This is a genomic window from Anatilimnocola aquadivae (assembly GCF_049819085.1).
Classification (GTDB): Bacteria; Planctomycetota; Planctomycetia; order Pirellulales; family Pirellulaceae; genus Anatilimnocola.
Window position 1 is genome coordinate 3,003,177 of record NZ_CP187419.1, and the last position, 25,353, is coordinate 3,028,529.

General features: G+C 56.3%; 15 protein-coding genes. 4 read left to right on the plus strand and 11 right to left on the minus strand.

Features of this window, described 5'->3' with window-relative positions; genetic code table 11:
* Window positions 1-251 precede the first annotated feature (251 nt).
* On the plus strand, window positions 252-6,467 hold the full coding sequence (locus NA78x_RS12270; RefSeq protein ID WP_425618742.1) for a Calx-beta domain-containing protein: 6,216 nt from the start codon (window positions 252-254) through the stop codon (window positions 6,465-6,467).
* Window positions 6,468-6,701: 234 nt separating this feature from the next.
* Here NA78x_RS12270 and NA78x_RS12275 read toward each other — a convergent pair whose 3' ends face one another.
* Together NA78x_RS12275 and tatC are read right to left on the minus strand one after the other, a co-directional pair.
* Window positions 6,702-7,133 (minus strand): hypothetical protein, encoded by a 432-nt coding sequence (locus NA78x_RS12275; RefSeq protein ID WP_425618743.1) that lies wholly within the window; start codon window positions 7,131-7,133, stop codon window positions 6,702-6,704.
* A gap of 35 nt (window positions 7,134-7,168) precedes the next feature.
* The gene (gene tatC, locus NA78x_RS12280; protein WP_425618744.1) at window positions 7,169-8,566 is read right to left on the minus strand and encodes a twin-arginine translocase subunit TatC; all 1,398 of its coding nucleotides are present in this window, start codon (window positions 8,564-8,566) and stop codon (window positions 7,169-7,171) included.
* Window positions 8,567-8,859: 293 nt separating this feature from the next.
* On the opposite strand from tatC, the gene NA78x_RS12285 reads away from it, so the two are divergent.
* Both NA78x_RS12285 and NA78x_RS12290 read left to right on the plus strand, forming a co-directional pair.
* Window positions 8,860-9,864, plus strand: coding sequence for a type I phosphomannose isomerase catalytic subunit (locus NA78x_RS12285; protein WP_425618745.1), 1,005 nt, complete (start codon window positions 8,860-8,862; stop codon window positions 9,862-9,864).
* Window positions 9,865-10,043: 179 nt separating this feature from the next.
* Entirely contained in the window at window positions 10,044-10,310 is a 267-nt protein-coding gene (locus tag NA78x_RS12290) for a hypothetical protein (protein WP_425618746.1), read from the plus strand.
* Between the two features lie 66 nt (window positions 10,311-10,376).
* On the opposite strand, the gene NA78x_RS12295 is transcribed toward NA78x_RS12290, so the two are convergent.
* Window positions 10,377-11,330 (minus strand): DUF1338 domain-containing protein, encoded by a 954-nt coding sequence (locus NA78x_RS12295; RefSeq protein WP_425618747.1) that lies wholly within the window; start codon window positions 11,328-11,330, stop codon window positions 10,377-10,379.
* A gap of 130 nt (window positions 11,331-11,460) precedes the next feature.
* Here NA78x_RS12295 and NA78x_RS12300 point away from each other — a divergent pair, with 130 nt between their 5' ends.
* A complete protein-coding gene (locus NA78x_RS12300) occupies window positions 11,461-12,771 on the plus strand; it encodes a UDP-glucose dehydrogenase family protein (RefSeq protein WP_425618748.1) in 1,311 nt (436 codons plus the stop codon).
* 6 nt (window positions 12,772-12,777) lie between these two features.
* Here NA78x_RS12300 and NA78x_RS12305 read toward each other — a convergent pair whose 3' ends face one another.
* From NA78x_RS12305 to NA78x_RS12340, 8 genes are all read right to left on the minus strand, one after another.
* A complete protein-coding gene (locus tag NA78x_RS12305; RefSeq protein ID WP_425618749.1) occupies window positions 12,778-14,676 on the minus strand; it encodes a M48 family metallopeptidase in 1,899 nt (632 codons plus the stop codon).
* A gap of 140 nt (window positions 14,677-14,816) precedes the next feature.
* The gene (locus NA78x_RS12310; RefSeq protein ID WP_425618750.1) at window positions 14,817-15,521 is read right to left on the minus strand and encodes a DUF72 domain-containing protein; all 705 of its coding nucleotides are present in this window, start codon (window positions 15,519-15,521) and stop codon (window positions 14,817-14,819) included.
* A gap of 54 nt (window positions 15,522-15,575) precedes the next feature.
* Window positions 15,576-16,760, minus strand: a complete 1,185-nt coding sequence (locus tag NA78x_RS12315) for an acyltransferase family protein (protein ID WP_425618751.1) — start codon at window positions 16,758-16,760, stop codon at window positions 15,576-15,578.
* Between the two features lie 73 nt (window positions 16,761-16,833).
* On the minus strand, window positions 16,834-18,297 hold the full coding sequence (locus NA78x_RS12320; protein ID WP_425618752.1) for a DUF1501 domain-containing protein: 1,464 nt from the start codon (window positions 18,295-18,297) through the stop codon (window positions 16,834-16,836).
* 388 nt (window positions 18,298-18,685) lie between these two features.
* Window positions 18,686-19,825, minus strand: a complete 1,140-nt coding sequence (locus tag NA78x_RS12325) for a response regulator (protein ID WP_425618753.1) — start codon at window positions 19,823-19,825, stop codon at window positions 18,686-18,688.
* Window positions 19,826-19,838: 13 nt separating this feature from the next.
* Window positions 19,839-20,984 carry a sensor histidine kinase gene (locus NA78x_RS12330; RefSeq protein ID WP_425618754.1) on the minus strand — a complete coding sequence of 382 codons (1,146 nt, stop codon included), beginning with the start codon at window positions 20,982-20,984 and terminating at the stop codon, window positions 19,839-19,841.
* Window positions 20,974-22,881, minus strand: a complete 1,908-nt coding sequence (locus NA78x_RS12335) for an AAA family ATPase (RefSeq protein WP_425618755.1) — start codon at window positions 22,879-22,881, stop codon at window positions 20,974-20,976. Before NA78x_RS12335 ends, NA78x_RS12330 begins: the two co-directional genes overlap by 11 nt.
* Window positions 22,882-23,366: 485 nt before the next feature.
* The gene (locus tag NA78x_RS12340) at window positions 23,367-25,343 is read right to left on the minus strand and encodes an ATP-binding protein (protein ID WP_425618756.1); all 1,977 of its coding nucleotides are present in this window, start codon (window positions 25,341-25,343) and stop codon (window positions 23,367-23,369) included.
* Between the last annotated feature and the right edge of the window lie 10 nt (window positions 25,344-25,353).

Genomic DNA, 25,353 nt, shown 5'->3' on the forward strand with positions numbered 1-25,353 from the left:
GCTGGCGTCCAAGTGCTTCGCAGGAAGCACGCAAACGTGCTTTCTGGAGCAAGATACGGGGCTGTTCGAAGAAGGTTAACCTGCTGCTAGTCAACGACTTCCGATTGCCGGCCAGTGTTCAGGTCAGGCGAGTTTTGCTGCCTGTGTCCCAAAAACCGGGATGGCAACTAGGATGGAATCTTGGCTTGGCAGAGAAGTGCCAGCGGCAGGGGTAGCCTGGATCGACTAGTAAACTGAATTTGAGGTCTCTCGTGAAGTTTGCGGATCAGCAGAATCGTCGCCGTCGGGCGGGTAGCATCGCAGCCGAGTTGAGCGCCGCGGAACGCGCTCGCCGAATCAAACTGCAGCGGCGAAATCTCTGGCTGGAGTCGCTGGAAGACCGCAGTTTGATGGCGACCATCGACTTGGTCGTCAATCTGTACGAAAACAACGGTGGCACTCCCGGCGCGCTGATCACCACCGACACCGTCACGCCGGGCCAAGAGTTCTTCGTCGAGATTGCCGCGAAGGATAGCTCGACGACTCCGTCCGGGATCGTCGGCCTGGCGCTCGATATCGATTTCGACCCGACCGCCTTCGAAGAGAGCGACGATGCCCCGTTCGATCCCGATGCCTCGGGCAGCATGATCATTACTTCGGCACTTCCGCTCTTCCGTACCGGCACGCTGGATAACGATGCGGGCACCATTGATGAACTGTACGGTTCGAGCAATCCGCCGTCCGACGGCTCGACGATCGGCATTGCCACTTCCGAACGATTTGCCCTGCTAAAGTTCCGCGCCGATAGCAGCGTCGCCAACAGTCTGCTGACTATCACCATCGGCGACAGTGGGGTGACGTTCGCCGATGGCTCGACGTTCGAAAACGCGAATATCGAAGCGCAGGAAATTACGGTCGCCTCCGAAGCGCTTCCCACGCTCTCGATTGACGACGTCACGCTGGCCGAAGGCAGCAACGGCACTTTCACGCTCTACAACTTCACGGTCACTCTTTCGGCAGAGTCGACCGAAAGCATTGACGTTCAGGTCGATACTTCCGCCCTCACGGCCAGCTCAGGCACCGACTACGAAGCCATCACCGGGGCTGTGATCACCTTCGCGCCGGGTGAACTTACCAAGACGGTTACGGTCAAGGTAAACGCCGATACGACTCCCGAGCCCAACGAAACCTTCGAGGTCAAGCTCTCGGCACCGGTGAATGCGACCATTGCCGATGGAACCGGCCTGGGCACGATCACCAACGACGACAACCTGACCGCGAGCATCACGAAAACACTCTCGCAGGCAGAAGGAAACACCGGTTCGTCGACCGCTTATGAGTTCACGGTGTCGCTCGATGGTTCGTCGGCCGTCGATGTTGTGATTCCATGGGCCTTCGACCATGGCACGACGACGGATGCCGATTTTGATGCGGGCCTGACCAAGTCGGGAAAAGTAACGATTCCTGCAGGGCAAACGTCGGTCAAGATTCCGTCTTTCTTGCTCAGTGGCGATCTGACCGTCGAACTCAACGAGACTTTCACCGTTACGCTTGGTGCGCCCGAAACAGCCGGAGTGGCACTCTCGTCGGATAAGACCGGCACGGGCACGATCGAAAACGATGACTCGGCGACGCTGATCATCACCGCGCCGGCTGCCACCAACGAAGGTGCCTTGGCGAGTGCTGATGCCGAGTTCACGGTTACCCTCTCGGCTCCTGTCGATATCGACGTCAAGTTCAACTACCAAACGCAAGATGGCACTGCGAAGACTGCGGCGAATGACTATGTTTCTGTAACGGGCAACCACACGTTTCTCGCGGGCAATGCCGGGACGTTTAAGATCCCGGTCAGTGTGCTGGGCGACAACATCGTCGAGCTCGATGAGCAGTTCAGCGTGCTGCTGGATGCGCTCGACGCTGGCTCGCGGAGTGTGACGATTCAAACGGCCACGGCTAGCGCCACCATCACGAACGATGACAGTGCCACGATCACCTTGACGCCGGTCTCGCAAGCGGAAGGAAACTCGGGCAGCGCGAACATGGCGTTCGAGGTTACCCTCAGCAATCCCGTCGAAGTCGACGTGAAGGTGGACTACGCGACCGCCGATGGCACTGCCACACTGGCCAATAGTGACTACACCGAAACGAAGGGAACGCTCACCTTCACTGCTGGTGGAGCGCTCAAGCAAACCATCAACGTGCCCATCGTTGGCGATACGGCAGTCGAAACCGACGAAACCTTCTCGCTGGCGTTGAGTAACGTGCAGGCCGATGGGCGCAGCGTCGCGGCAGGTACGGCGGCAACGGGAACGATTCTCGACGATGACGATCCGACGCCCAGCGTAAGCGTGAACGACGTTTCGGTCAGTGAAGGGGAAAGCGGCGAAACGCTGCTGACGTTTACGGTCTCGCTATCGGCGAAGTCCCCCAACCCGGTCGACTTGAAGTGGTCTACTCAAGACGGCACGGCTCTCTCCGCGAGCGACTACACCGCGGTTGCCAATCAAACCCTGACCATCCCGGCCGATACCCTTTCGCAGACCATCACCGTCAAGGTGTCGGGCGATAAGCTTGTCGAGAAGAACGAAACGCTGAAGGTGCTCCTCTCCGATATCACCGGCGCGAATGCGGGCGATATCGAAGGAATCGGCACAATTACCAACGACGATGTCGCGGTAGCGAGCATCACCAAGACGAGCACGCAGAACGAAGGGAGCACCGGAACGAAGGACTACGACTTCACGGTTTCGCTCGATCAGGCTGCGGATTTTGACGTCGTCATTCCTTGGTCGTTCAGCCATGTTACGACCAACGATGCCGACTTTGATGGCAGCTTGACCAAGAGCGGCAAGGTCACGATTCCTGCCGGTGAAACATCGATCAAGATTCCGTCGTTCAAAGTGAATGGCGACTTCAACCTGGAAGAAACCGAGACGTTCACTGTCGAATTGGGCACTCCCGAGCAGACCGAAGTGTCGCTGTCGGCTACCGACAAGACTGGAACCGGAACCGTCACCAACGACGACGATGCTACCGTCAGCATCACTTCGCAAGTGAAGCTGAACGAAGGGAACAGCGGTACGACCGATTTCGACTTTTTGGTCTCGCTCGATAACGCAGCGGGCATCGATGTGGTTGTGCCGTGGTCCTTTACTCACACCAGCACGAACGACGCCGACTTCGATGGCACGCTGACCAAGACGGGCAAGGTCACCATTCCCGCTGGGCAAACGTCGGTCAAGATTTCGCCCACGTTCAAGATCGTTGGTGATACCACGGTCGAGGCTGAAGAGAAGTTCCTCGTTTCGCTGGGCACTCCCGAGACGGCTGGTGTGACGCTTAGCGTGACGAACCAAGTTGGCGAAGGGACCGTCGAGAACGATGACGTGGCCGACACCATTGTCGCCAGCATCACCAAGACGCTGTCGCAACTTGAAGGCAACAGCGGCACGAAGGACTACGAGTTCACCGTCTCCCTAGATCAGGCTTCCGAAGTTGACGTGGTTATTCCGTGGACTTTTGCTCACGTCGATTCGACCGATGATGACTTTGCCGCTGGTCTGAACAAGACCGGCAAGATCACGATTCCCGCGGGACAAACCAGCGCCAAGATTCCCGCCTTTGCCGTGAATGGCGATACGTCCGTCGAAAACGACGAGACCTTCAGTGTCACGCTGGGAACTCCCGAAGCGACGGGTGTGGTGCTCTCCAGCACCGACAAGACTGCCACCGGCATCATCCAGAACGATGATGGTCTGACGGCCAGTATCACCCAGACGGTCACTGCCGCCGAAGGGAACACGGGAACGACCAATCTCGAGTTCACGGTCACGCTCGATCAAAACGCATCGGCCGACGTGGTCATTCCCTGGACGTTCAACAACGTCACCACCACCGACGCCGACTTTGCGAGTGGCTTGACGAAAACTGGCAAGGTGACGATCCTCGCTGGTTCGACGACCGCGAAGATTTCGTTCGCCGTCAACGGCGATACGACACTGGAAGGTGACGATACGTTTACCGTCACGTTGGGAACTCCCGAAACGGCCGGCGTGGGTTTGTCGGTCGACAAGACCGGCACGGCTACGATCACCAACGATGATCAGGTTACGGTCAGCGTCACGAAGACCAATTCGCAGACAGAAGGAAACAGCGGCACCAAGGATTTCGACTTCACAGTCTCGCTCGACAAGGCTGCCGAGGTTGATGTCGTCGTCCCTTGGGACTTCACAAACGTGACGACCACCGATGCCGATTTCACGAGTCTGACGAAGAGTGGCAAGGTTACGATTCCCGCCGGGCAAACCTCGGTGAAGATTCCGTCGTTTAAGGTGATCGGCGATACGACGGTCGAAGCGGACGAGACCTTCACCGTCACCCTGAGCACGCCCGAAACAAGCGGCGCGGTATTGTCGTCGACCGATAACGCCGGCACCGGCACCATCCAAAACGATGATCAGATCACCGCGAGCATCACCAAGGAATTGAAGATCAACGAAGGGAACACGGGCACCACCGCCTTCGAGTTTACGGTGACGATTGACCAGGTTTCGGCCGTCGATGTAGTCATTCCTTGGACATTTGCCAATGTGACAACTGCCGACAGCGATTTCTCGGGCACGCTCACGAAGAGCGGCAAGATCACCATCCCTGCTGGGCAGACCTCGGTGAAGATTCCGTCATTCCTCGCCAATGGCGACACGACAATCGAAGCGGATGAGACATTTACGGTGACGCTGGGCACTCCCGAAACTGCGGGCGTGGCGCTTTCGAGCACCGACAAGATCGGCACGGGCACTTTGCTCAACGATGACTCGGCCGTGGCCAGCATCACCAAGACCGTGACGCAAGCAGAAGGAAATTCTGGCAACACGGCCTTTGAGTTTACCGTGACGCTCGATAAGGCTTCGCCCGTCGATGTGGTCATTCCGTGGTCGTTCGCGAATGTCACATCGACCGATGCTGACTTTGCTACGAGCCTGAGCAAGAGCGGCAAGATCACGATTCCCGCCGGTCAGACGTCGATCAAGATTCCGTCGTTCTCCGTGCTGGGCAACAACATCGTCGAAGCCGACGAAACCTTCACCGTCACGCTGGGTACTCCGGAAACGGCCGGTGTTACGCTCTCAGCCACCGACAAAATCGGCACGGGCACGATCACCAACGACGATACGGCGACCATCAGCATCGGCAATATGAGTTTGCTGGAGCCAGGTAGCGGCACCGGCGATCTCACGTTGCCCGTCACGCTTTCGCAGCCTGCGGATGTCGATATCACGGTCACTTACTCGTTTGCGAATGTGACCACCAGCGATGCCGATTTTTCGAACCTTACGAAGACAGGTACGCTGACGTTCCTCGCGGGACAGACGACGCCGACGCAAGCGTTGACCTTTAAGGTTGCTGCGGACTCGGTCGATGAAGCGAACGAGACTTTTACCGTCACGCTCGGCGATCCGACATTCCCCTCGGGCATTACGCGCAGTGTGACCACTCCAACGGCCACGAAGGTGGGCACGGGGACAATTCAGTCGGATACCAAGGCCGGCAGCTTATCGGGCTTTGCGTATGTGGACTCGAATCGGAACGGCGTGCGCGATGCGGGCGAAGTGGGCATTCCCGGAGTGGTCATTTCGCTCGCGGGCACCACGACAGGCGGGGCCTCGGTAACGCTGACCGCGATGACGGCTGCCGATGGTTCGTACTCGTTTACGAACCTGATGGGAGGCAAATATTCGCTGACAGAGTCGCAACCGGCGTCGATGTTCGATGGCACGGATGTGGTGGGGACTGCCGGTGGCACGCTCACGAACGATAAGATTGCCGATATCCAACTCGACACGGCGGAAGTGGCGACCGGCAATAACTTCGGCGAGATCGGTCTGCTGCCGGCGTTCATTTCGAAGCGGCTGTTCCTGGCTTCGACGCCAGCGACCGCGCAAACACTGCGAGTGCTCAATGCTCGGGCGGCGGAAATGGCCGGGAATCAGACGCTCGCCGATCAGATTGCCAATAGCTCGATTCCGTCCGTCGTTTCGGCCAATCCGACGACCGCGAGTACGGCCAGCACGCAGTCGACTGAAGAATCTGGGGGCGAGTTTGTCGCAGAGTCGAGTAATACGCAGTCGAGCAACAACTCGATGTCTGCGGGCGAAGCCATTGATGAAACTGCGGCAGCGGCTTCCGCAGTGACCAAGTCTTTAGCCCCTGCCACGACTGCTGACAGTTCGATTACAGGCAACTCGACCTCCACAGCCACGAAGAAGGTGGCCACAACCAAGTTGACCGCGAAGACCACCTCGCCGAAGTCGACGGTCGGCAATGTCACGGCGAGCAAGATCAGCTCGAAGCGAGCCAGCACGATTCAGTCGCTGCGGAGCACGCCTCCGGAAGCTGCCTCAGTTCCAGCCACTTCAACTGCGGCAGGTGATCAGCTGAGCCTACTGGCTCTCGACGAGATCATGGCTCGGGAGAAGAAGTGGCGATAAGGGCCGACTCGGTCATTGGAGTTACGTCGAGGGCGTTTACCGAAACCGCAAAAGGGGGGTGTTCAACTATCGAGGCTATTGCTGGACACAGGATAGCGTAACTCTCGGGTTTGGGAGCAAATTGTGCCCAACGAAGGGGTGCAAAGTTGAACAAGTTGGTTCAACTTGGGGCCGGGAATTGGCCGCCGCGATTGACGTAAGTCTCGCCACACCGCTCGAGATTTGTAACGCCAATTAGCCCGTGAACTTCAGCGAGCGAATGATTTGCTCGACGTCGGTCAGCTCGTTGGCGAAGGGATCGCCCCGTTCGCAGGTGTAGGTGATGAAGGCCAGCTTGCCGTTTTCGACGACGTACCAGACACGCAGGAAATCTTGCTTCCACACGAAGTTGCCAGCCAGCAGCGGTCGCGGGGCTGATTCCTCGGCCAGGTTGTTGGGGCTGCCCAATTCGTGAGCCTTGGCAAAGTCCTTTAGCAGACCACGGAGGATTTCGACGATCGCCGGTGCATCACCTTGGGCGGGGAAGTCGGCCAGGCTGAACTGCACTTCGCCGTGGCCTTCTTCCTGAGCGACGGTGGGTGGACTGTCTCCCTCAAGCTCTGGCGTGACGTCGAACCAGGTATCCGGCGCAGTGATGGTGAACTGCGCGAAGGTGATCTCTTTCATCCGTGGTCTTTCTTCGCCCGCAGCATTGAGGGCTGCTAGGCGCTAGGCTCGTAGGCGGCAGTGAAGGGGCTGCGGTTTTGCGGCATCCAGATGCACATGGCAATGCCCAGGACATACAGCCCGCAAAGCGGAATTGCCATCAATAGCATACTGACCGGGTCTGCGGGCGTAAGGACCATGGCGACCAGAAAGATGATCAGAATCGCCATTCGCCACTGCTGCATGAATAGATCAACGGTCACCAGACCAAGGCGGTTGATGAAAAGCATCACCAGTGGCAATTGAAAGCTGATACCGAAGCCGAGCGGCAGAATCAGCACGAAGCTGAGCCATTCGCCAATTCGCGGATCGAACTCAGCGTTCAAACCTTCGTTGAACTGAAACAGGAAGTCCAACACCGGCTGAAAGACGAACGTAAAGGCCAGCGAGGCACCGGCCAGAAACAGCAGCATGCTAATGGGAAGATATAAGAAGACCTGGTTCTTCTCGTGCGGATACAAACCGGCAGCAACGAAGATCCAGATCTGATAAAAAATCCACGGGCTGGCCAGCACGATGCCCGAGACCAGCGAGGCCTTCAAATAAATCATGAAGGCTTCCTGAGCATTGAGCACCTGGTAGCGAACCTTGACGGGGCGCCAGTTGTAGAAGGTCACCAAGTTCACTTGCGGCTTGCGAAACTGGTCGCTGAAGGCTCCCGCAATCAGCGATTTGTTTAGACGGCGAGTGGTTTCCTCGCTTTCCTTCTCGGCCAGTTCTTTCCGTAAGTTCTTGGTGAGATCCTCGTTGGTACCGATCAAGTTGGCAAATTCTGCTGAGGTATGGAGCTCTGATTTCGCAGCGACTTCGTTCAGCATTGCCAGCAACTGTGTCCGTTCCGCTACGGTTAGAGGCTGGCCAGCTTTAGCCCAAGCCTGAAGCAGTTTTTGCTGATCTTCGGTCAACGATTGCCAGATACGTCGAGCGGGTGAAGCGGTTTTTGACTCTGCCTGATCGGCCAATAAATTGACGAAGGCCAGATCTTGGTTTTCCCTGAAATCGCTCGGGATGAACGCACTGGGAACTACTCGGGCGTCGCCCGTTAATCCAGGATGAGCACCAGAAATGGCCGAGATCACTTGCCCCGGTTCGACATTCATCTTCTCTGGAATGAGATGCCCGTCGATAATGGTGGTCTTATATTCTTCGGGCGGGGAACCTTTGAAGTCCGCGGTAATTCCCTTCAAGGCTCGATTGAGATAGTGCTTGGTGAGCGCTTGTTCGAGCGGAGATTGAAAGAAATTTACGATTCTGTCGGCTGCATAAAGGCCGATGAGACAGCCGATAATCATGCCGAAGATGGAGCGAAACAGGCAGACACGCAGTTCTTCGAGGTGCTCCCCGAAGGACATCGAGCCCCCTTCAAACAAATCGTCTTGTGGTTGCTTGGCCATGGCTGAACTCCCTGGTACGTAATTGTTGCCAACCGCTAACGGGCCAGCATGACTGCGACCGGCGCGAGAAGATCGCCACGCGAGTGTTTGGGGCGCAAGGGGATTGCGGCAAACATCGGCGGGGAAGCTTGGTCCGTGAGGACCGCAACCGGCAACGGCTGGCCCGCGCGTGGCGGACCAAAACATACGGTAGGAAGCTGCCGTACCAGCCTAAGACTGGGCAAGTAAATGCCCGAGCCAAACCCTATAATACTTCCGCTGCTGGCCGCCGACAACACAGGATCTCTCCTCCTATGAGTTCGCTTTACCCCCTTCGGTTCGAACCCGTTTTGAAGCGTTACCTTTGGGGTGGTCGCCGGCTGCACACCGTTTTGGGCAAGTCGTTGCCCCCTGGAGACGACTATGCAGAGAGTTGGGAGATCGCCGATCATCCTGCGGGGCAGAGCGTTGTTTCGGCCGGTTCGCTGAAGGGAGCGACGCTAGGCGAATTGGTCGCCAACCATGCCGAAGAACTGCTGGGAAAGCACGCGTCGACCGCGGCACGAACCGGTCGGTTTCCGCTCTTGTTCAAATTGCTGGATGCCCAGAAAGTGCTGAGCGTGCAGGTACATCCCACCGATGCTGCTGCGGCGAAACTCACGCCACCGGATCTGGGTAAGACCGAGGCCTGGGTTGTGTTGCATGCCGAGCCTGGCAGCGTGGTCTATGCCGGCATCAAAGGAGGCTTTGATCGCGCGACGGTCGAACGCGAGTTGAAGAGCGGCACCGTTGAACTTTGCCTGCACAAGTTCGAACCCCAAGCCGGCGATTGTCTGTTCATTCCCGCTGGCGTCGTGCATGCGCTGGGTGCCGGGCTGGTAATTGCCGAAATCCAACAATCGAGCGATACCACGTTCCGCTTGTACGACTGGAAGCGCGTCGGTGCAGATGGTCAGCCTCGGCCATTGCATATCGACCAAAGCCTGGCAGCAATCAACTTCGACCATGGCCCGGTGCAGCCTCAAAAGCCAAAGAACACGCCACACTCTGATGGTACGGCCCAAATCGAAGAACTGGTGGCCTGCGAGAAGTTTGTGCTGGAACGCTGGCAAATTCATGCCCCCAGCAAGATCGGCGGGGATGATCGCTGCTATTTGATCTGCGTTCTGGAGGGGGAGATTTCGATCTCCCACGATCCTTGTCAGAAACCCCTCGCGCGCGGGCAGAGTTCGCTCATTCCGGCCTCCTCCCCTGCCCTGCTCTCGCCGCAGTCGAAAGCAACGGTGTTGGTGGCCTATTTGCCCGATGGGCCGAACTAAAACTTTGCCCAGTCCGTACAGCCCGGCGACCGATTGACAATTCGGCAACCAGGACTCAAGCCGCAGTGCCAGCAGCGCCGATGCTGGCAAAGATGGCTACCCAATCTGTCTTGGGCGGAATTCGGCGGTTCCCTATAATCCGCCGCCCGCTCGGCACCTTTCTGCGCGAGAAACTACGCATGCGATCAGCCTACATTTTGACACTTCTGGCCCTGCTTTTTGTCCCCAATGTGGGCTGCGCGGGTAACCGCTTTGCCGCGTCACGTTGGAACTTCTGGCATCCAGGACCGACTTCCGACCAGCGAGTTCGCGCCAGCGTGCACGATCCTTACTCAGATCAAGACCTGGGACCAGCCGTTGTGGGTGGTCGGCCGCGCGAGTACATGAATCAGTATCCCGAAGCCGTTCGCAACCGGTTCTACTCCGATACTCACATGGGACGGTAGCTCTCTGGGAGTGGTTGCAAGCATGGGCGAGAAACCAACCTCGCCCGGGCTGACATTTCGCCGGCATTACTTCAAGCGAGTCATCTCAAACAGGTTTGTCGCCTGCGGACCAAGGAAGCCTTCGAAGCGAACTTTCTTCCCGGTCGTCGCATCGGTAATCTCATTTCGCTCGGCCAACTCAAAGTAAGCATACGACCAAGGCATCTTGGTGGCCTTGTCTCCCTCGCGCACATCAACCTCAATCTTTACAGCCTCCGTCGCACTCTGGCGGAGCTTGCTCCCTGGCTCTCCTTCAATTTCGTGCTTGATGGGCACTCCGGCCGCTGCCAGTGCCTGCATGGTTTGCTCGAGGCCGTTGAGCGACGCCACACCGTGGGAATTTGTCAGCGAAGTAAAGTGGTTGACGTTGTAGCCGTGCACCAGTGTCCACGCGCCATATTGGCTGACGGCATTGAGCTTGGCCACGGCATGCTTCTCGGGCGCTTGCCATGGCAGTGTATGGAACCAGTCGACAACTTCGGTTAGCAGTTCATTCCATCTGTCATCGCTGGGCTTCGCTTGATCGAGGCCCGCCAACTCTGCCAGCAGCTCCCCTCGCAATTGCGGTCGATGCGCGGCGACAGCCAACTCGACCAGCGAGCGAGCTTCGGCCGGGAGTTCCCAGGTTTTCAGCTCCGATACAAACAGCTTGGGGAACTCGCCATTGGCGTGCTGAAAGTGAATCGCACTTAACTGCTTGTCTTCAAAATGGTAATTGCCGGCTGCTCGATACCCGAGTGCTTCGAACACCCGAGACACGCTGGCAATTCCGGCCGCAGGCTGTTGAACCGCCAACGTGCGGAAGGCAATATGGTCGTTGAAGAAAGTGGCCCCGGCCTCGGCCACGACTTTTTCGTAGGTCTGTACATAGGAGACTCGCGTGCGATAACGGTCCCACAGGCGGTCGAAAACGGCTGCCAAAAAGCGTTCGCGGTTGGCATTGCCAGCCAGTCGCTCGTGCGGACCCGAAATCGCGGTCATGGTAAGTTTCCTCACGTCAGAACTGAGAAGTCAGCGGCCTATAACTAGATCAGCTTGCTGAATTATACGCTACAAGTAGATTTCGGACTTTTTAAGTTCGCAGCCCGACCTTCGTCCCAAAGGGTTTCCGATGAAGATTGCCATGATTGGCGCTGGTTATGTGGGATTGGTTACTGGAACTTGCCTGGCAGACACCGGCAACGAAGTGACTCTCGTCGATATCAACCAGGATCGTATTGAGCGGCTGGAACACGGCGAAATTCCCATTTACGAACCGGGCCTCTCGGAGCTTGTCGTGCGCAATGCCTCCTTGGGAAGGCTCCGTTTCACCATTAATACGGCAGCTGCGGTGCGGGATGCGCAGCTTGTGTTTCTCGCTGTGGGTACTCCCAGTCAAGAAGACGGATCGGCCGATCTTAGCTACCTGTGGAGTGCCGTGGAAAAGATTGCTCCGCACTTGGCCAGCGATGCCGTGGTTGTGGTGAAGAGTACTGCTCCCGTCGGCACCAATACCAACATTTTCAAACGCCTGCGAGAGTTGACGGGCCGTGATTGCGAAGTCGCCAGCAACCCAGAGTTTCTCAAGGAAGGGGCCGCGATCAACGACTTTCAATACCCCGACCGTGTCGTGGTGGGCGTGCGATCGCAGGCTGCCGAAGAAAAACTCCGTGAGCTCTACTCGCCGTATCTGCGCACCGATAAGCCATTCTTGACGATGACCCCCGAGAGCGCCGAACTGACGAAGTACGTTGCCAACGCGCTCCTCTCGACCAAAATCAGCTTCATCAACGAGATGGCCAACCTGTGCGAACGTCTGCACGGGGACATCAACGATGTCCGCCGTGGTATTGGCCACGACCGCCGGATTGGCTTTCAGTTTCTCTTTCCTGGTGTTGGTTACGGCGGCAGTTGCTTTCCCAAAGACGTGCGCGCGCTCGCCGATATGGCTCGTAAGGTCGGCATCGTGCCGCGCATGCTCGATGCGGTTGACGAGGTGAACAATCATCAAAAGTTTGTCTTGCTCGAAAAGTTGAAGCAGCAGTTCTCGGAAAAATTGAATGGACTGACGATTGCCATTTGGGGCCTCGCTTTCAAGCCGCGCACCGACGACATTCGCGAAGCGCCGGCGCTGGTCTTGATCGATCAATTACTCGCCCTTGGTTGCAAGTTGCAAGTACACGATCCCGAGGCACTGAGCAACGTGCAGGCGCAGTACGGCGACAAACTCCGTTATGCGACGGCTCCTCTCGATGCGTTGGAAGGGGCCGATGCGCTGTGTATCAACACCGAGTGGGGTGACTTCCGCAATCCGAACTTTGAAGAGATGAAACGCCGCATGAAGCTGCCGATCATCTTCGACGGCCGCAATCTCTACGAACCCGACACAATGCGGGAGTACGGCTTTGTGTACCACAGCATCGGTCGAGTGCCGGTGAAATAGCGAGCCTCACGCCTCTGTTTTCGTCTCCGGAGCCGTCATCCCTGGTACCGCCATCCCGGGAACCAACGCCTCGAACTTCAGCTTCTTGTCTTTTTGGTATTCAACTGCCGACAGATAGCGGCCGTAGTAGCGCTGGTAGTCGTCCAGAATCGTCGTCTGATCCGCTTTCAAAAACTTGTTCAGGTTGATCGTTCGTTTCTGTTTGCTGGTGCGCGTGTAATGAATCGTCATCACGCCGCTGTCATTCAGTTCGCTGCTGTTGATTTCGCTGAACAGAATCGCGTCGGGCCAGGTCGCGTGCTGGAATTTGCTGAAGTCGAATTCGATCGTGCCCTCCTTGCCCTCGATCTTCTTCGCCGGAAACGCTTTCTCCACGACGGCCTGCTCATCGGGATTGTCCGGCATAAAGCGATAGGCAAGAGTGCTTTCGTGAAAGCCACGAAACTGTTCTTCGAACTCTTCCCATTGCGCCCGCTCTAGTTCGTCGGCATAGGGAATGTGGTGATACCAGCGTCCATCGCCGGTGACCTTCAATCTTGAGCAGATATCGTTGGCATTCAACTGCACCCCAATCGCCTGAAACCTTTGCAGCATGGGAGGATGAGAATCAAATGGATGCGCCGTTTCACTCAGGCCCACATCAGGATCGGCCGAGAACGCCGTTGCGTACTCGGAGAACCCGCGGGCGATGCGCTGCGATACGTCCGCCGTGACGAGCGCCTGTTCTTGGCTGAAGAGGTCCTGCTCGACGGACGTGCGAAACTTCGAGTAGGCGGCAATTCGTAATAGAGCGCCGGCAAAATCGTGCGGCGAAGTCACCTGGGCGGCAATGGCATCCGCGCGAAACTCGCGCTCGCGACTGTGCTTGCCCAGCGAGAGCTCAAACAGTGCGCGAAAACAAAGCATGAAATAGAAGATCGGCCGCGTGTACCCGCCGTGGTAGAGCGCATCCAAGTAGGCTTCGTACCGCTGCAGCAGTGGAGCAATCTTCTTGCTGAAGAGGGTGTCTCGCCCACTGAAGTGCGCCATTTCGTGGGCCAGCACCGCATCAGCTTCGGCCGCGTGCAGTTGCTTGAGCAGCGCCAAACTGACAAACAGCGTCTTGCCAGTCAGCTTTTTGCCGTCTGCAGTGAGCGGTTGCTCGGTCACAAAGAAATTGTCGTCGATGCCAGCCACAATCTGGTCGGGTGGCTGAGCACCCACTTTGGTACAAATCGATTCGAGAGCCTGCCACAATGAACTGGAGGGATCCTTGGGCAGCACCACGCCTTCAACCACAAAGTCATGCTTAGGCCGCTTGAAGATCGCCGCCAGAATGGCCCCGACTCCGCACAGGGCCAGAATGCCAGCAATTAAAACGAGCTTCACGGAATACGCATTGAACCACAACGCAGTGACCCAGTAAGAAAGCGCGACGAGCATGATTCCGAGCGCGATCGTCAGCAAGGCACTATAAATGCGGAGTACCTGCCAGCTAAGGAGCAGGCTGAGGTACTGAGCATATTGCGAACGCAAGGAAACAAGCACGCAGGCACCGGCAAACGCAAATACCAGCACGCCGCCGACCAGCGAAGCGATGGAGAGGCGGATTAGCCAACGGAAGGTCGCGTAATCACGCAGCGTGCTGCTGGGCAGTCCGAGTTGGTCGCCTTCCGGGGTTAAGAGCAACTGCGAGACAGAAGCACTTTGAAAGAACTCGCGGGCCGCTTTCTTTTGTTCCGGCGCGACGTTTTGTTCGGCATCGATTTGATTCAGGATCGCGGTGCGGATCTCGGAGTCATAGCGGTGCTGAGCGTGCAGAAAAAACAGCAGCGAAACCAGTGGACCAACAAAGACAAACAGCGCGGGCAACACAAAGGTTTTGACGAAGCCCAGCTTGCTGAAATTTTGATGTGACTGACTCATTGGAATTGCGTGCGCTACTCACGCGCCGGTGCCTGGTGAAAAGACTGTTGATCCCGGGCCAGATTTTAACGCTGGTCGTGAAACTTTCACAAGGAAGTTTTCGCCACTTTGTTTGAGGATTCTTGGTGGCAAAAACTGCCTCATTTGTGGTTCATAAGCTCAAGCAGTTGCTTTGCCAATTTGGGACCGCTGCCGGTATCTTCATGCTTGAAGAAGACGTAGGCTTCCTGCCACTTTTGCGATTGAATACGCTCGTGCCACTGGCGAATATCGGCGGCGGAGTAGTCGACTCCGCGTAATCGCACGTAGCCCCAGTCAGCCGTGCTGACGAGCCCCGTGAGCGGCACTTCAGCGGTATCGGCAGAGCAAAGTGCGACCGAGTGATTTCGCAGGCAGTCGTAGACTTCTTCGTCGAACCAACTCGCATGCCGAAACTCGAAGGCCACCTTTCCGTGTTCACCCAGTGACTTCAAAAACGCGTCGAGCAGACCGACATCCTTCTTGAGGGTGTCTGGCAATTGAAAAAGAATCGGTCCCAGTCGGTCCTTGAGCACTGCTGCGTTGTGAAACAGCAGCTCGGTTGCTTCGCCTGTGTTCTTCAGCCGCTTGAAATGCGTGATCGCTTGCGGGGCTTTCAAGGCAAAGCGAAAGGATTCCGGTACCTGCTCAGCCCACGACTGCAGAATTGCTTCGGTGGGCATGGTGCGAAACGTGTAGTTGATTTCCGTCGTGTTGAAATGCTCGCCATAGAACGGCAGCATCTTTTTGGGCGAGATCTTCTCGGGATAAAAACTCCCCTTCCACTCCTTGTAGCTGTAGCCGCTGGTTCCGATGAAAAACTGCATGGAAGTAACGTCACAGGTGAAGAGTGAGAGGGAAATGCCAAGGGCCATAATCCACTACAACCGCAGGAAGACCCGCTGGCGATAGAGCCACCAGGCGAGCAGCCAGAGCACGAGCAAAACCCCTGTCCGCTCCGCCATCGCCTGATAAGGACCGGTAAACAGTTCTGGACCAAGATGTCGGGCCAGTGTCGTGCGGATCCACCCCGAACTGAGTTGAAAGCCCAGATAGACAAAGATCGAGTTCATGCCGATGACAGCCAGCGGAATCGACCAGGTACGCCAGTTCCGCATGTCGATCAAATAGTAGAACAACGCGAGGATCAGAATTACCCAGCCTCCGCTGAAGAGCGTCCAGGAGGGTGTCCAGATTCGCTTCACGAGCGGGCATATCGTCTGGCCGGCGATCCAACCGATTGCCAGCGTGCCGAAACCAACGATCAGCAACATCCACAGCTTCTTTTTTGGCGGTGAGTCTTCGCGCAGGCGATTGCCGATCATCAGGCCCATCAGCATCGTTCCCAAGGAGGGGACAAAGTTCAGTGTCTGGTAGCCGCCGCGCGTTACCAGGTACTCGCTTGGCCGCGGGAACAGATTGAGAAACCAACGATCAAATTCAGCTGCCGCATTGGTGTGCGGATTCCAATGTGCGAAAAAGCCAGTGAGCCATTCACTTTCGTTGAGCCAAGTAACGTCGGCCCCGGTGGGAATCGGATAGATGGGGGACAGTGCAAAGAGGAGCCAGTAGCCGATCAGGATCGCGGCCAAGGCACCCAGTTGAAACTGAAAGCTGACACGCGACAGTAGCACCAGAAAGAAATAACCCAGGCCAATCTGGGCGAGCACATTGGTGAAGAGCCAGTTGGTCTGTTTCTCGTCGGATGAATTCGAAGCCAGCATCACGCCAAGCAAGGTGAGCGCGATGGCCCGAATCGCGGCCTGTACCAGAACCTTTGTGGTCGAGCTGCCTTGCTTCAGGCGATTCGCCGTCGAGTAGGCAGCGGCGACGCCGACCATGAACATGAAGGCCGGCTGAATCAGATCCCACAGCACGCAGCCAACCCAAGGAACGTGATCGACATACGGGGCGATGGCTACCCACCAGCTATCGGGTAACTTCTTGGCGACGACGGGAATGCCAAAGCCGGCGCTGGCCATCAAGAACATGATGAAGCCGCGATAGGCATCGAGCGAGGCCAGCCGTGGCGCGGATTCCGTTGGCGGTTTCAAGGGTTTGCTCATGATTGGTCAGGCGGTTGCCAAAGGCTGCGATGGGGCGCTCAGCGAGGCAACATTCTAACCAACGCTTGCGCCGTTAAAACAGCTCTCGAATGGGCGTGCCGTCTCCTTCAATCACGTTGCGAGGTCGGCCGGTGTTATCGAGATACTGCACTCCCGTGGGCACATCGAAATACTTGAACCACGTCGCAGCCAGATCTCCGGGCGTGACAGGTCGCTCGCGAATGGCACCGCCATCACTCTCCGAAGCGCCAATCACCTGACCATGCCGCAAGCCTCCACCCGCGAGGCTCATCGACATCACAGCCGGCCAGTGGTTGCGACCATCGGTGCTATCTTGCGTTCCCATGTTGGGCGAACGACCGAACTCACCCATCGCAATCACCAGCGTATCGTCGAGCAGTCCGCGCTCTTCCAAGTCGCTGACGAGTGTCGTGAGCAGGTGATCGAACAACGGGAGTAACGGCCCCAGTCCCTTGCGGATGCCGCCGTAGGGTGGAATGTTGTCGCCGTGTGTATCCCAAGTTCCACTGGCCGTGTGATAGCTCAAGTCGAGCGTCACAAACGCAACACCCGCTTCCACCAGGCGGCGGGCGACAAGAGCCTGTTGACACCATAGGTGCTTGCCGTAGCGATCGCGCGTGGCCTGATCTTCTCGCGAAAGATCGAAGGCCTGCCGCGCTCGACCGCCGACGATCATTTCGACGGCCTGCTGTTGATAGTGCGACTGGGCTGCCATCGAGCCGTTTTGATCGACACCAATCCGAATTCGATCGAAGTCGGCCAGCAACTGTCGGCGATCGTTCAGGCGGTCCATCGACAGGCCGGCCGGCAATTGAAACAAACTGCCGGTGGTCTTCTCGCCCGTGTCGTTACCGACCAGATCGTACTTCGGCAGCAAGCAGGCTTCGTTCGCAATGAACGGATCGTGCTGCTTGCCCAGGTAGCCGGCAAACGCCATGTGCGTCGGATGCTTCATGAAGGCCACATACGGTGGCACGCCCGGTTGATTGGCACCATGATGCTTGCCAATCACCGAGGCCAGCGCTGGATACTTTTCTGCCTCGGGATTCGTTCGCGGTTCCGCTTTCGGGTTCGCCGTTTGAAAAACGATGTTGGGCGAGTGGTTGCTGTGCTTGGCATCGACCGAGCGGATGATCGTGAACCGATCGAGCATCGCGGCCTGCTTGGGCAGATGTTCGCAAATGACCACGCCGGGCAGCTTGGTCTTGGTCACACCAAAGGGCCCGCGATTCATTTCGGGCCGGTCGGGTTTGCTGTCCCAAGTATCAATGTGGCTGGGCCCGCCGGTCATCCACAGCAGGATGCAACTCTTGGCAGACTTCATCGGCCGGCCCGTGGTGGCGGCTTCGCTTCTGGCCCGCACCAGTTCGCTCAGTGGTAAACCGGCGAGGCCGAGCATGCCCGCCTTCAGCATGTTTCGACGGCTGCGAAGCGTAAGCCCCTCTGCCACATTGCCCGAGTAATTCTCAAAGGCGTGTGAGGTGTGCTCCTGCGGACGACACGAACTTCGTGGCATGCTTGCGGTCCTTGCGCAACAGAATCTCTCGATGAAAATTCAGGCTCCGTACGAGACCTGAAACGTGGGAGAGGTTCTGGCCAGACGTGCATCGTAACCAGGAACTAGCGTGAACGTCCACCGTTCTTTTGTCAAACGCGGGGACGTGGTTTTTCGCTTGCACTGCTGGGGCGATCATTCGCCGCCGATTGGCAACCAACCAGGGCCATCCAAAGAGCCACTTGGGCTCAGCCCCAACACTGCCCAGCCGGGCAGTTAAGAAAGTTGGGGTGACCGCCCTTCGTTTGAACCGATGATTGCTGCAATTGTCGATGCGGTTCTTTCCCCAAGTGCCGAAACCGTTGTGACGCAACGAGTTATTCAACTTTCAGCATGAGCGTCTGTCACCCTATCTCTCCTCGCTGTGCTCGTAAAAACCGACTCGAGGTGAGCCGACGAACTGAATTTCCCCTCGCTCTCGAAGAGATTTCAGAAGCCGAAATGCAGTTTTGCTGGAGCAGCCAAACCGTTCGACAATGTCGGGGCCTTTGAGGTGACGCCCCATCTGGATTTGCTGCAAAATCCACTCGATGCGAACGTCGTCATCGGCGTCGCGCAGCACATCCGTTGTCGAATTATGGACAGCCCGATTGTGGACACCGGGATTATGGACATCATGGACACGCGGATTATGGACATCATGGACAGTACTATTGTGGACATCTCGCCCGGGAACATTGTCCATGATCGCGCCCAGGGCAGATGATTCGCCGTCAATGACACGGACCCTGGGTCCCAACTGGTACCCGGCCCCGCGATTGTGAATGACGTCGGATCCATCGGATGTGATATTCTGACTTGAAAGAACCTGACTGATGTTCGTGCGAAGTCCTCGAATCGCTCCCGCAACACTAGACTCTTTGATCTGAGCTGTTTTCGCGAGTTCTTGGCCCGTCAATGACATGTACGTTCCGTTCAGATGGCGTTCCCTTAGAGCATTGAGAATTATCCACCGTGTTGCCGATGGTTTTCTAGTGCAAATTGGTGCCCCGCAGATCTCGACGCGATCAGTGAAGAAGACCATCTCAGCGCCAGGAAATTGCGTCGTCGACGCCGATTCCGTGCGCGGTACAGTAGGATTTCCTAACACCTTTCGAATGACGCACGCAAGCGTTCGCCCTTTGTTCGGGAACGGCTTGGCGATAAATTCTCTGGCGCCATTGGCCAACAACTCGGTACTCAGGTCGAGGCAATCCGCGCTGTATCCGGTCATCACGATCACCGGAAGTTGGCCATTTCCCTTTAGGTGCTGAATGTAGCGCAGCAAATTGCTTCCAAATTCCGTATGGGCGCCACCGCGGTTGGGTTTCGCCGGGATTTGCAGATCGAGCAGGACGTAGTCGTAAAGATTCCGCTCGAGCAGCCCCTGGGCATCATGCTGGTTCGTCGCGATGTCAAAAGCGTGGCCGAGCGAAGCGAGAGTATCTGCGACTGAATCGCTAATTCGTTCGTCGTCGTCGACGATCAGTGCATTTACCTTGATGTTCATGCTGCGACCGCAGTTAACGGCTGACGAGTGGCAATGTCAATGTGACGGTAGTTCCCACGTTTTCCTGACTCTCGAACTCCACCGTACCACCATGGGCCGCCAGATTCCGAGCCACGATCGGGAGACCGTAACCGGTGCTTTCTCTCTTCGATTTGTTACGGCGGCCCGGAGTAAGTAGTAACGGCGCGTGGATTTCTTCCTCCGACATTCCTTGACCATTATCGCGGGTGACAATTCGTACCCGGTCGCCTACCAGAGCTGCAGCGATTTCAATTCGTCCTGCTCGAAGTTCAGTGCCAACTGCAAATGACTCGAAGGCATTCGTCACGACATTTGCGACCGCGATTACGATTTGATGGCGCGCCATTTCAACCACAATCGATTGGGGCACTTGGAAATCCACCTCGACTGAATCGGGATCAAACTTCGACTTTCGCAAGTTTTCACATGCCATGCCGAATGCATCGGCGACGACTGCAGCTAGCCGTTCCGGCCGCCGCTCAAGAGGAATTGGTTGGGCGAATATGCCCATGTCTTTGATCGTCGATTCAAGAAAATTCAGATCGTTACGGACTTGGTTTATTGTTCGCTTTGCTTTGGCAGTGGAGTTTGCCTCCCGCATTAAAGTGCGGCAGTTGCACGTAAGATGCGTGAGAATGCTACGGATGTCGTGGATCATTGAACCGACCAACAGTTCGCAGTATCGCTCCGCCAGGCGAAGAGCTTTCGTAGCCGCCGGCTTTCCGTGAGAGGATTCAATCGCCCGCAGATGTTGGCTGACTTGGTCGGCTGATCTACGGGTCTTCCCTATGGCACGGTCATCCTTCGTGCGACGGCCGCTTGCTCGCTCGAAAGACCCTCGCACGTAGTTATTGGTGTCCGCGGCAAATTGCGCCGCGATCCGGTCGAACACTCCGGTAGGCACGAACGGAAGAATATCGGCAAGAGCGGCACGAACCTCCCACTTGGGGTCCGCGACCAGAAAATGAACGAGTGCAACGGCGTCCTGATTCGCAGTACCGGCTGCAAACGCGTCGCGCAAGAGGTGAACGAGGTCACGACGTTGCGGCCAAGGAAGCAAATCTCCCTTTTGTTTCAGCAGCGACAAAGCCTCGCGAAAGGTAAGTTCACTAATATTCACAGTCGAATTAGTAGGCATATCGGCGCTTCCGAGCTTTGAATGCATCTTCACCACCCTCCAGTAGCGTGACGATATCAGTCTTGCACTGATCGACTGTTCCCTCATTTGCCATGCGCGCACTCGTCCCATCTGACTCGAGCACAAATACTCGTTCCGCATTACCCAGAACCGGAATGTTGGGGTTATGGGTGTTCAGGATTAATTGGCGGCGACACTTGACCTTACGAATGCTCTCTACCACGGCTTCGTAGATGAATCGGTTATCCAGGTTGTCTTCAGGCTGATCGATCAGCAAAGGATTGTCGCTGTCGAGCAATAGGATTGGCAAAATCGTCGTACACTTCTGGCCGGTTGATAGAGACAGCGAATCCTTGTACGTTGCGCCATCCTTTAGTTCAATGCGAGGCAAGTCGGAGAGTTCGACGGCCTCCAGTTCGAATAGGAGAGGCAAGTGGCCAAGCGCGGTGACGACCTTGTCCGCCTGCTCAGGGTTCACAGTAGCTTTGTCGATCAAGGTGCCCGCATCGCATCGGCGTAGTGCAGATACCAGCTCCGCAGGACAAAACGCGTCGACTAGCTTTTGCGCAACGATTCCGGATTTGAGCCGAGCTCCTTTTAACGCCTCCTCGACCTTCTTCTGGTACAGCTCGGTATTGCCAAACTGCGAGATACTGACGCGAATCGATGGTAAAAGATGCATGTTGATACGCTGCACGACTTGAACGCGTATCGCAAAGCGCTCGTCTCGGAGTTCCGACAATCGTACGAGCAATGCATCGCGTTCACGTTCCAAGGCGATCAATTGTTCGGTGAGCTGTTGCCGCTGGCGGCTTTTCACCAAGAGATCATTGCGACGTCGTTCAAGTTGTGATCGCTCAGCGACCTGGCCTTGTGCTTCTTTGTGTTTCTCAATCAGCACCCGGAATTCCATCTCTTGCTGTCCATGTGCTGTTACCAACTGCCGCCCAAACTCCGCGATTGAAAGTTGCACTGCCTCAATCTTGTGTTTGATATGAGAAGCCTGTAGTGAAATCTGCTCTACACATTGACACGCCTCGTCAACCATCTCATCGATGATCGCCGTATTCGGTGCAAGGTCGTCGGTCTCCTTAAATACAGCCAGCAGTTCTTTAAAAAGTAGACGATAACTGTCATTTGCCTTGTCACTCGCATTGCTCACCCTTTCGGAGAGAACTTGCAGCATGCTTGTTGTATCAGTAACGATTCGCTGCTCTCGGTCGCGGCACGACTTTAGCCGATGCGCGCGGTTAATCTCCTCCGCATCGTCACCACCGATTTCCGCGAACTGCTTGAGGCGTTCCTCGACTCCTGTGAGTGTGCCAAGCTCTTCCGACATCGCAGCAATTTGTGCCTGTAGTGGGATGATCTGACTCGCGTTCGACGCAAGCGCAGAGACCACTTGCTGAAGGCGGATCTCTATTTCGGCAATCTCATCGGCCTCAAAGTTGTCCAGGAGTGCGAGCTGCGACATTGTGCAATCGGCAATGCCTTCGATCTGGTTCTGGCTGTAGATATCCGCGCGGAAAACACTACCCCACTTGATTGAAATCTCAGTGGGCACTCGCTCGGCCGTCAAAACTAGCGGTCTTTCACCAGCGGATCGACTGATGATGTACGACAGACCGTCTTTGGTCTCAACCGTTACCTCGATCCGGCCGCCGGCTAGATTTCGTTCGACGAGAGACTCCAGCCGACGCCGTTCGGCGGGTTGGTCGCTTCGACCAGACACTTGGTCCAATGCGTAGCGAACAAACTCGAGAACAGTAGTTTTGCCCGTTCCACGGGCGCCGATGAAGCAATTCAATTGGTCGCTCAGTTCAAACCGAGCACCATCTAGGAAACCATTGACGACCGCGATCGTGCGGATCCGATGTGCCGGAGCGTTTGCGTTCATGGAAAACTCCCCAAGAGTTGGAAATGCGGCTTCGGAAGCGCAAACCGATATCCCGTCAGGAACTAGCCAAGCAACGGCGTGGCTCGCGAGCGTGGAGGACTGCGCTATGGTGTGGCGAGAAGCGCCACTGAAGTCTTAGAAACCAAGCATTACGGAGCTAGGAGGCCGGTCGCCACCGCACTATGCGGCTTCGGTGAAACGTGTACAAGTGTATCGCATGCTAGCACTTTGTCAATCTGCGGCAAATGTTTTCTATTCTGTCGCCAGCTGCAACACCCAAAGCTGCAATGGAACTCGCACCTCTCGTAATTTCGTCAGCCCTCTGCCGGTGTCCAGCTCTAAAAGTTGGAACCTGGGCCTAAACTTAAAAACGTGAACTCACCTGAAATTGATCGGACTTCATTTAACGAATGGCACGACGTATCCACGTGGGCTTTTTTCCTGGAGCAGTGGCTCCTCTTGGAGTCGAAATGCCCTGAAAGCCGCTACGCCTTTTTTCGGGCACGCTTTTTCTTTGGTTTGGCCTCCGGCTCGTCACCTTCAAACAGCGATTGCTGCTTTCCTTCTCCTAAAACGCGGTTCACAAGCTCGGCCCCGGAAATTCCACGATAACGTTCAGAAACAATCTCGTTTAGCCGAAAGAGTCGGTTCTGAGCCGTGCGAACTAGCTGGCCGAAACTGCATGGAACGATTCTCGCCGCAGTCGGATTTTCTCCAACGGTCATGGGACGCAGGTTCTTATCGACCTTGTCGCCGACAACGAACGCTTGGATGAAGGGCTCTCCATCGAGTAGCTGACAATTTAGTAGATCGTTGACGTAATTCTGAGCCTGCTGAAGATGTTTGAGTTTGATGACCGCGTCCCCCTTCTTCAGCTCAATCAGAAGAAGTCGTTGCATGGAGACGATGGTGGAATCCTCGCTGAACTCTTCGGTCCCAACAAGAGAAACCGTTGCATCCTTCAAAAAGATGAGATCGGGGCGTTGGCGGGGGTGGGCGATTGCGGACTCATCGATCGCTTTCTTGAACACCTTCTCTGCAGCGCGGCGGATCGTGACATTAGAGCTGAACATGGGCGAGTCATACTCTGGCCCGAATAACCACCGTGCCTGCGTTACCAGTGGGTGGATCGAATGGAGCTCGTCCGCTTTCGGGTCGCCCATGAGCTTCGAGAGAGCCTCGATAACCGATATACGCCGATCCAATTCGTCGAGAACCGCCATTGCATCGCGTAGCGTCCAGTTATCGAGCAAATTGTTGATGAGATCGACGTCTTCCGGCGAGATCGTCGCTAACTTCTCCAGCAGGGCCATTCCCGAACGGGATTTTTCCAGATTAACCGCTGCCTTAACCGCAGTGGAGAGGACATCGACGTTGAGCAAGGGATGTTCAGTTGTCATTTGCTCGACGAATTCGTTAATTTCAATTCGCGCCAGTGGCTTCAGCTTCACGATTTCGTCCCGATTCTCGCGTAGTGCAAGGACCTTGTTCTCCTGGATCTTGTCGGCCATTAATCGGTTTACGAGCAAGTCGACGTATTTCTGTATGGCTTCCGCCATTCGCTCAATCCGCGGTGACCGTTTGAAGCCGGTCCAATCCTGTTGCACTTCATCAAAGAGATCGTCAGATTGTACGACGATTAGGTGTTTGTTCGCGACAGACGTTCGACCGTCGAGGAATGTCACGCCATGCAATCCCCAATTAGGTTCGCCCACGAGCCTGCCGCCGACCCAGAAAGCGACGCCGTGAGAAATTTTCCGCCTCTTCGCACCTTCGACGGCCTTGCATTCGACCGTTACGACGGTCATCGGATCTACTCGGACCTCTTCTTTGGCGATCGTCGGATACTCCTCCAGCGTGATCGGCGTGTCATTCACGTAGATTTTGAACTGTGGATCGTAAAGAAAGCTCAATGACAAGGAGTCCCGGAGCTTGTCGACGGTCGGAAGGTTGTACGTTGCGGTTGTCCACACCTTCGTTCCGTGTTGACTGATCGCGATTGGTTCATCGCCGACCAAATCGAACGCGGATTCTCCGCTGCTCGGCTTAACAGTGAATCTGTGACCTTCCTTCGCAGAAAAGTGCTTTGTCTCGACCGTGTAATCTGGTCCAAAGCACAAAAGGCCGTGGCGCCCAATGCCATTGCGGCCGTACGCCCGGCGTTTCCAATCTTTACGTTCGGGTGGGAACTCAGCCCACTCACCTTGGTGCTTGACGCGGTTATAGCCGAGTTTCATCCAGCGATTTCGGAATTGCTCCGGACTAATTCCGACGCCATCGTCGGATACCGCGACTACTCCACCAAGCTCGTCAGGGATTTCGATTTTCACAACCGACGACCCCGCATCCCAGCTATTCGCGACCAATTCAGATAGCGCAACGTCGGGCTGCTGCGTGACCGCGCCGAGGGATCGGACAAGATACCCCTCTTCGAACAATGAATGTTGAATGTTTTCTGCCATCCGGTTATTC

Coding starts and splice junctions, on each gene's coding strand:
- NA78x_RS12275 (WP_425618743.1), bottom strand. CDS start 7,133: ATGAAAGAGATCACCTTCGCGCAGTTCACCATCACTGCGCCGGATACC.
- tatC (WP_425618744.1), bottom strand. CDS start 8,566: ATGGCCAAGCAACCACAAGACGATTTGTTTGAAGGGGGCTCGATGTCC.
- NA78x_RS12285 (WP_425618745.1), top strand. CDS start 8,860: ATGAGTTCGCTTTACCCCCTTCGGTTCGAACCCGTTTTGAAGCGTTAC.
- NA78x_RS12290 (WP_425618746.1), top strand. CDS start 10,044: ATGCGATCAGCCTACATTTTGACACTTCTGGCCCTGCTTTTTGTCCCC.
- NA78x_RS12295 (WP_425618747.1), bottom strand. CDS start 11,330: ATGACCGCGATTTCGGGTCCGCACGAGCGACTGGCTGGCAATGCCAAC.
- NA78x_RS12300 (WP_425618748.1), top strand. CDS start 11,461: ATGAAGATTGCCATGATTGGCGCTGGTTATGTGGGATTGGTTACTGGA.
- NA78x_RS12305 (WP_425618749.1), bottom strand. CDS start 14,676: ATGAGTCAGTCACATCAAAATTTCAGCAAGCTGGGCTTCGTCAAAACC.
- NA78x_RS12310 (WP_425618750.1), bottom strand. CDS start 15,521: ATGCAGTTTTTCATCGGAACCAGCGGCTACAGCTACAAGGAGTGGAAG.
- NA78x_RS12315 (WP_425618751.1), bottom strand. CDS start 16,760: ATGAGCAAACCCTTGAAACCGCCAACGGAATCCGCGCCACGGCTGGCC.
- NA78x_RS12320 (WP_425618752.1), bottom strand. CDS start 18,297: ATGCCACGAAGTTCGTGTCGTCCGCAGGAGCACACCTCACACGCCTTT.
- NA78x_RS12325 (WP_425618753.1), bottom strand. CDS start 19,825: ATGAACATCAAGGTAAATGCACTGATCGTCGACGACGACGAACGAATT.
- NA78x_RS12330 (WP_425618754.1), bottom strand. CDS start 20,984: ATGCCTACTAATTCGACTGTGAATATTAGTGAACTTACCTTTCGCGAG.
- NA78x_RS12335 (WP_425618755.1), bottom strand. CDS start 22,881: ATGAACGCAAACGCTCCGGCACATCGGATCCGCACGATCGCGGTCGTC.
- NA78x_RS12340 (WP_425618756.1), bottom strand. CDS start 25,343: ATGGCAGAAAACATTCAACATTCATTGTTCGAAGAGGGGTATCTTGTC.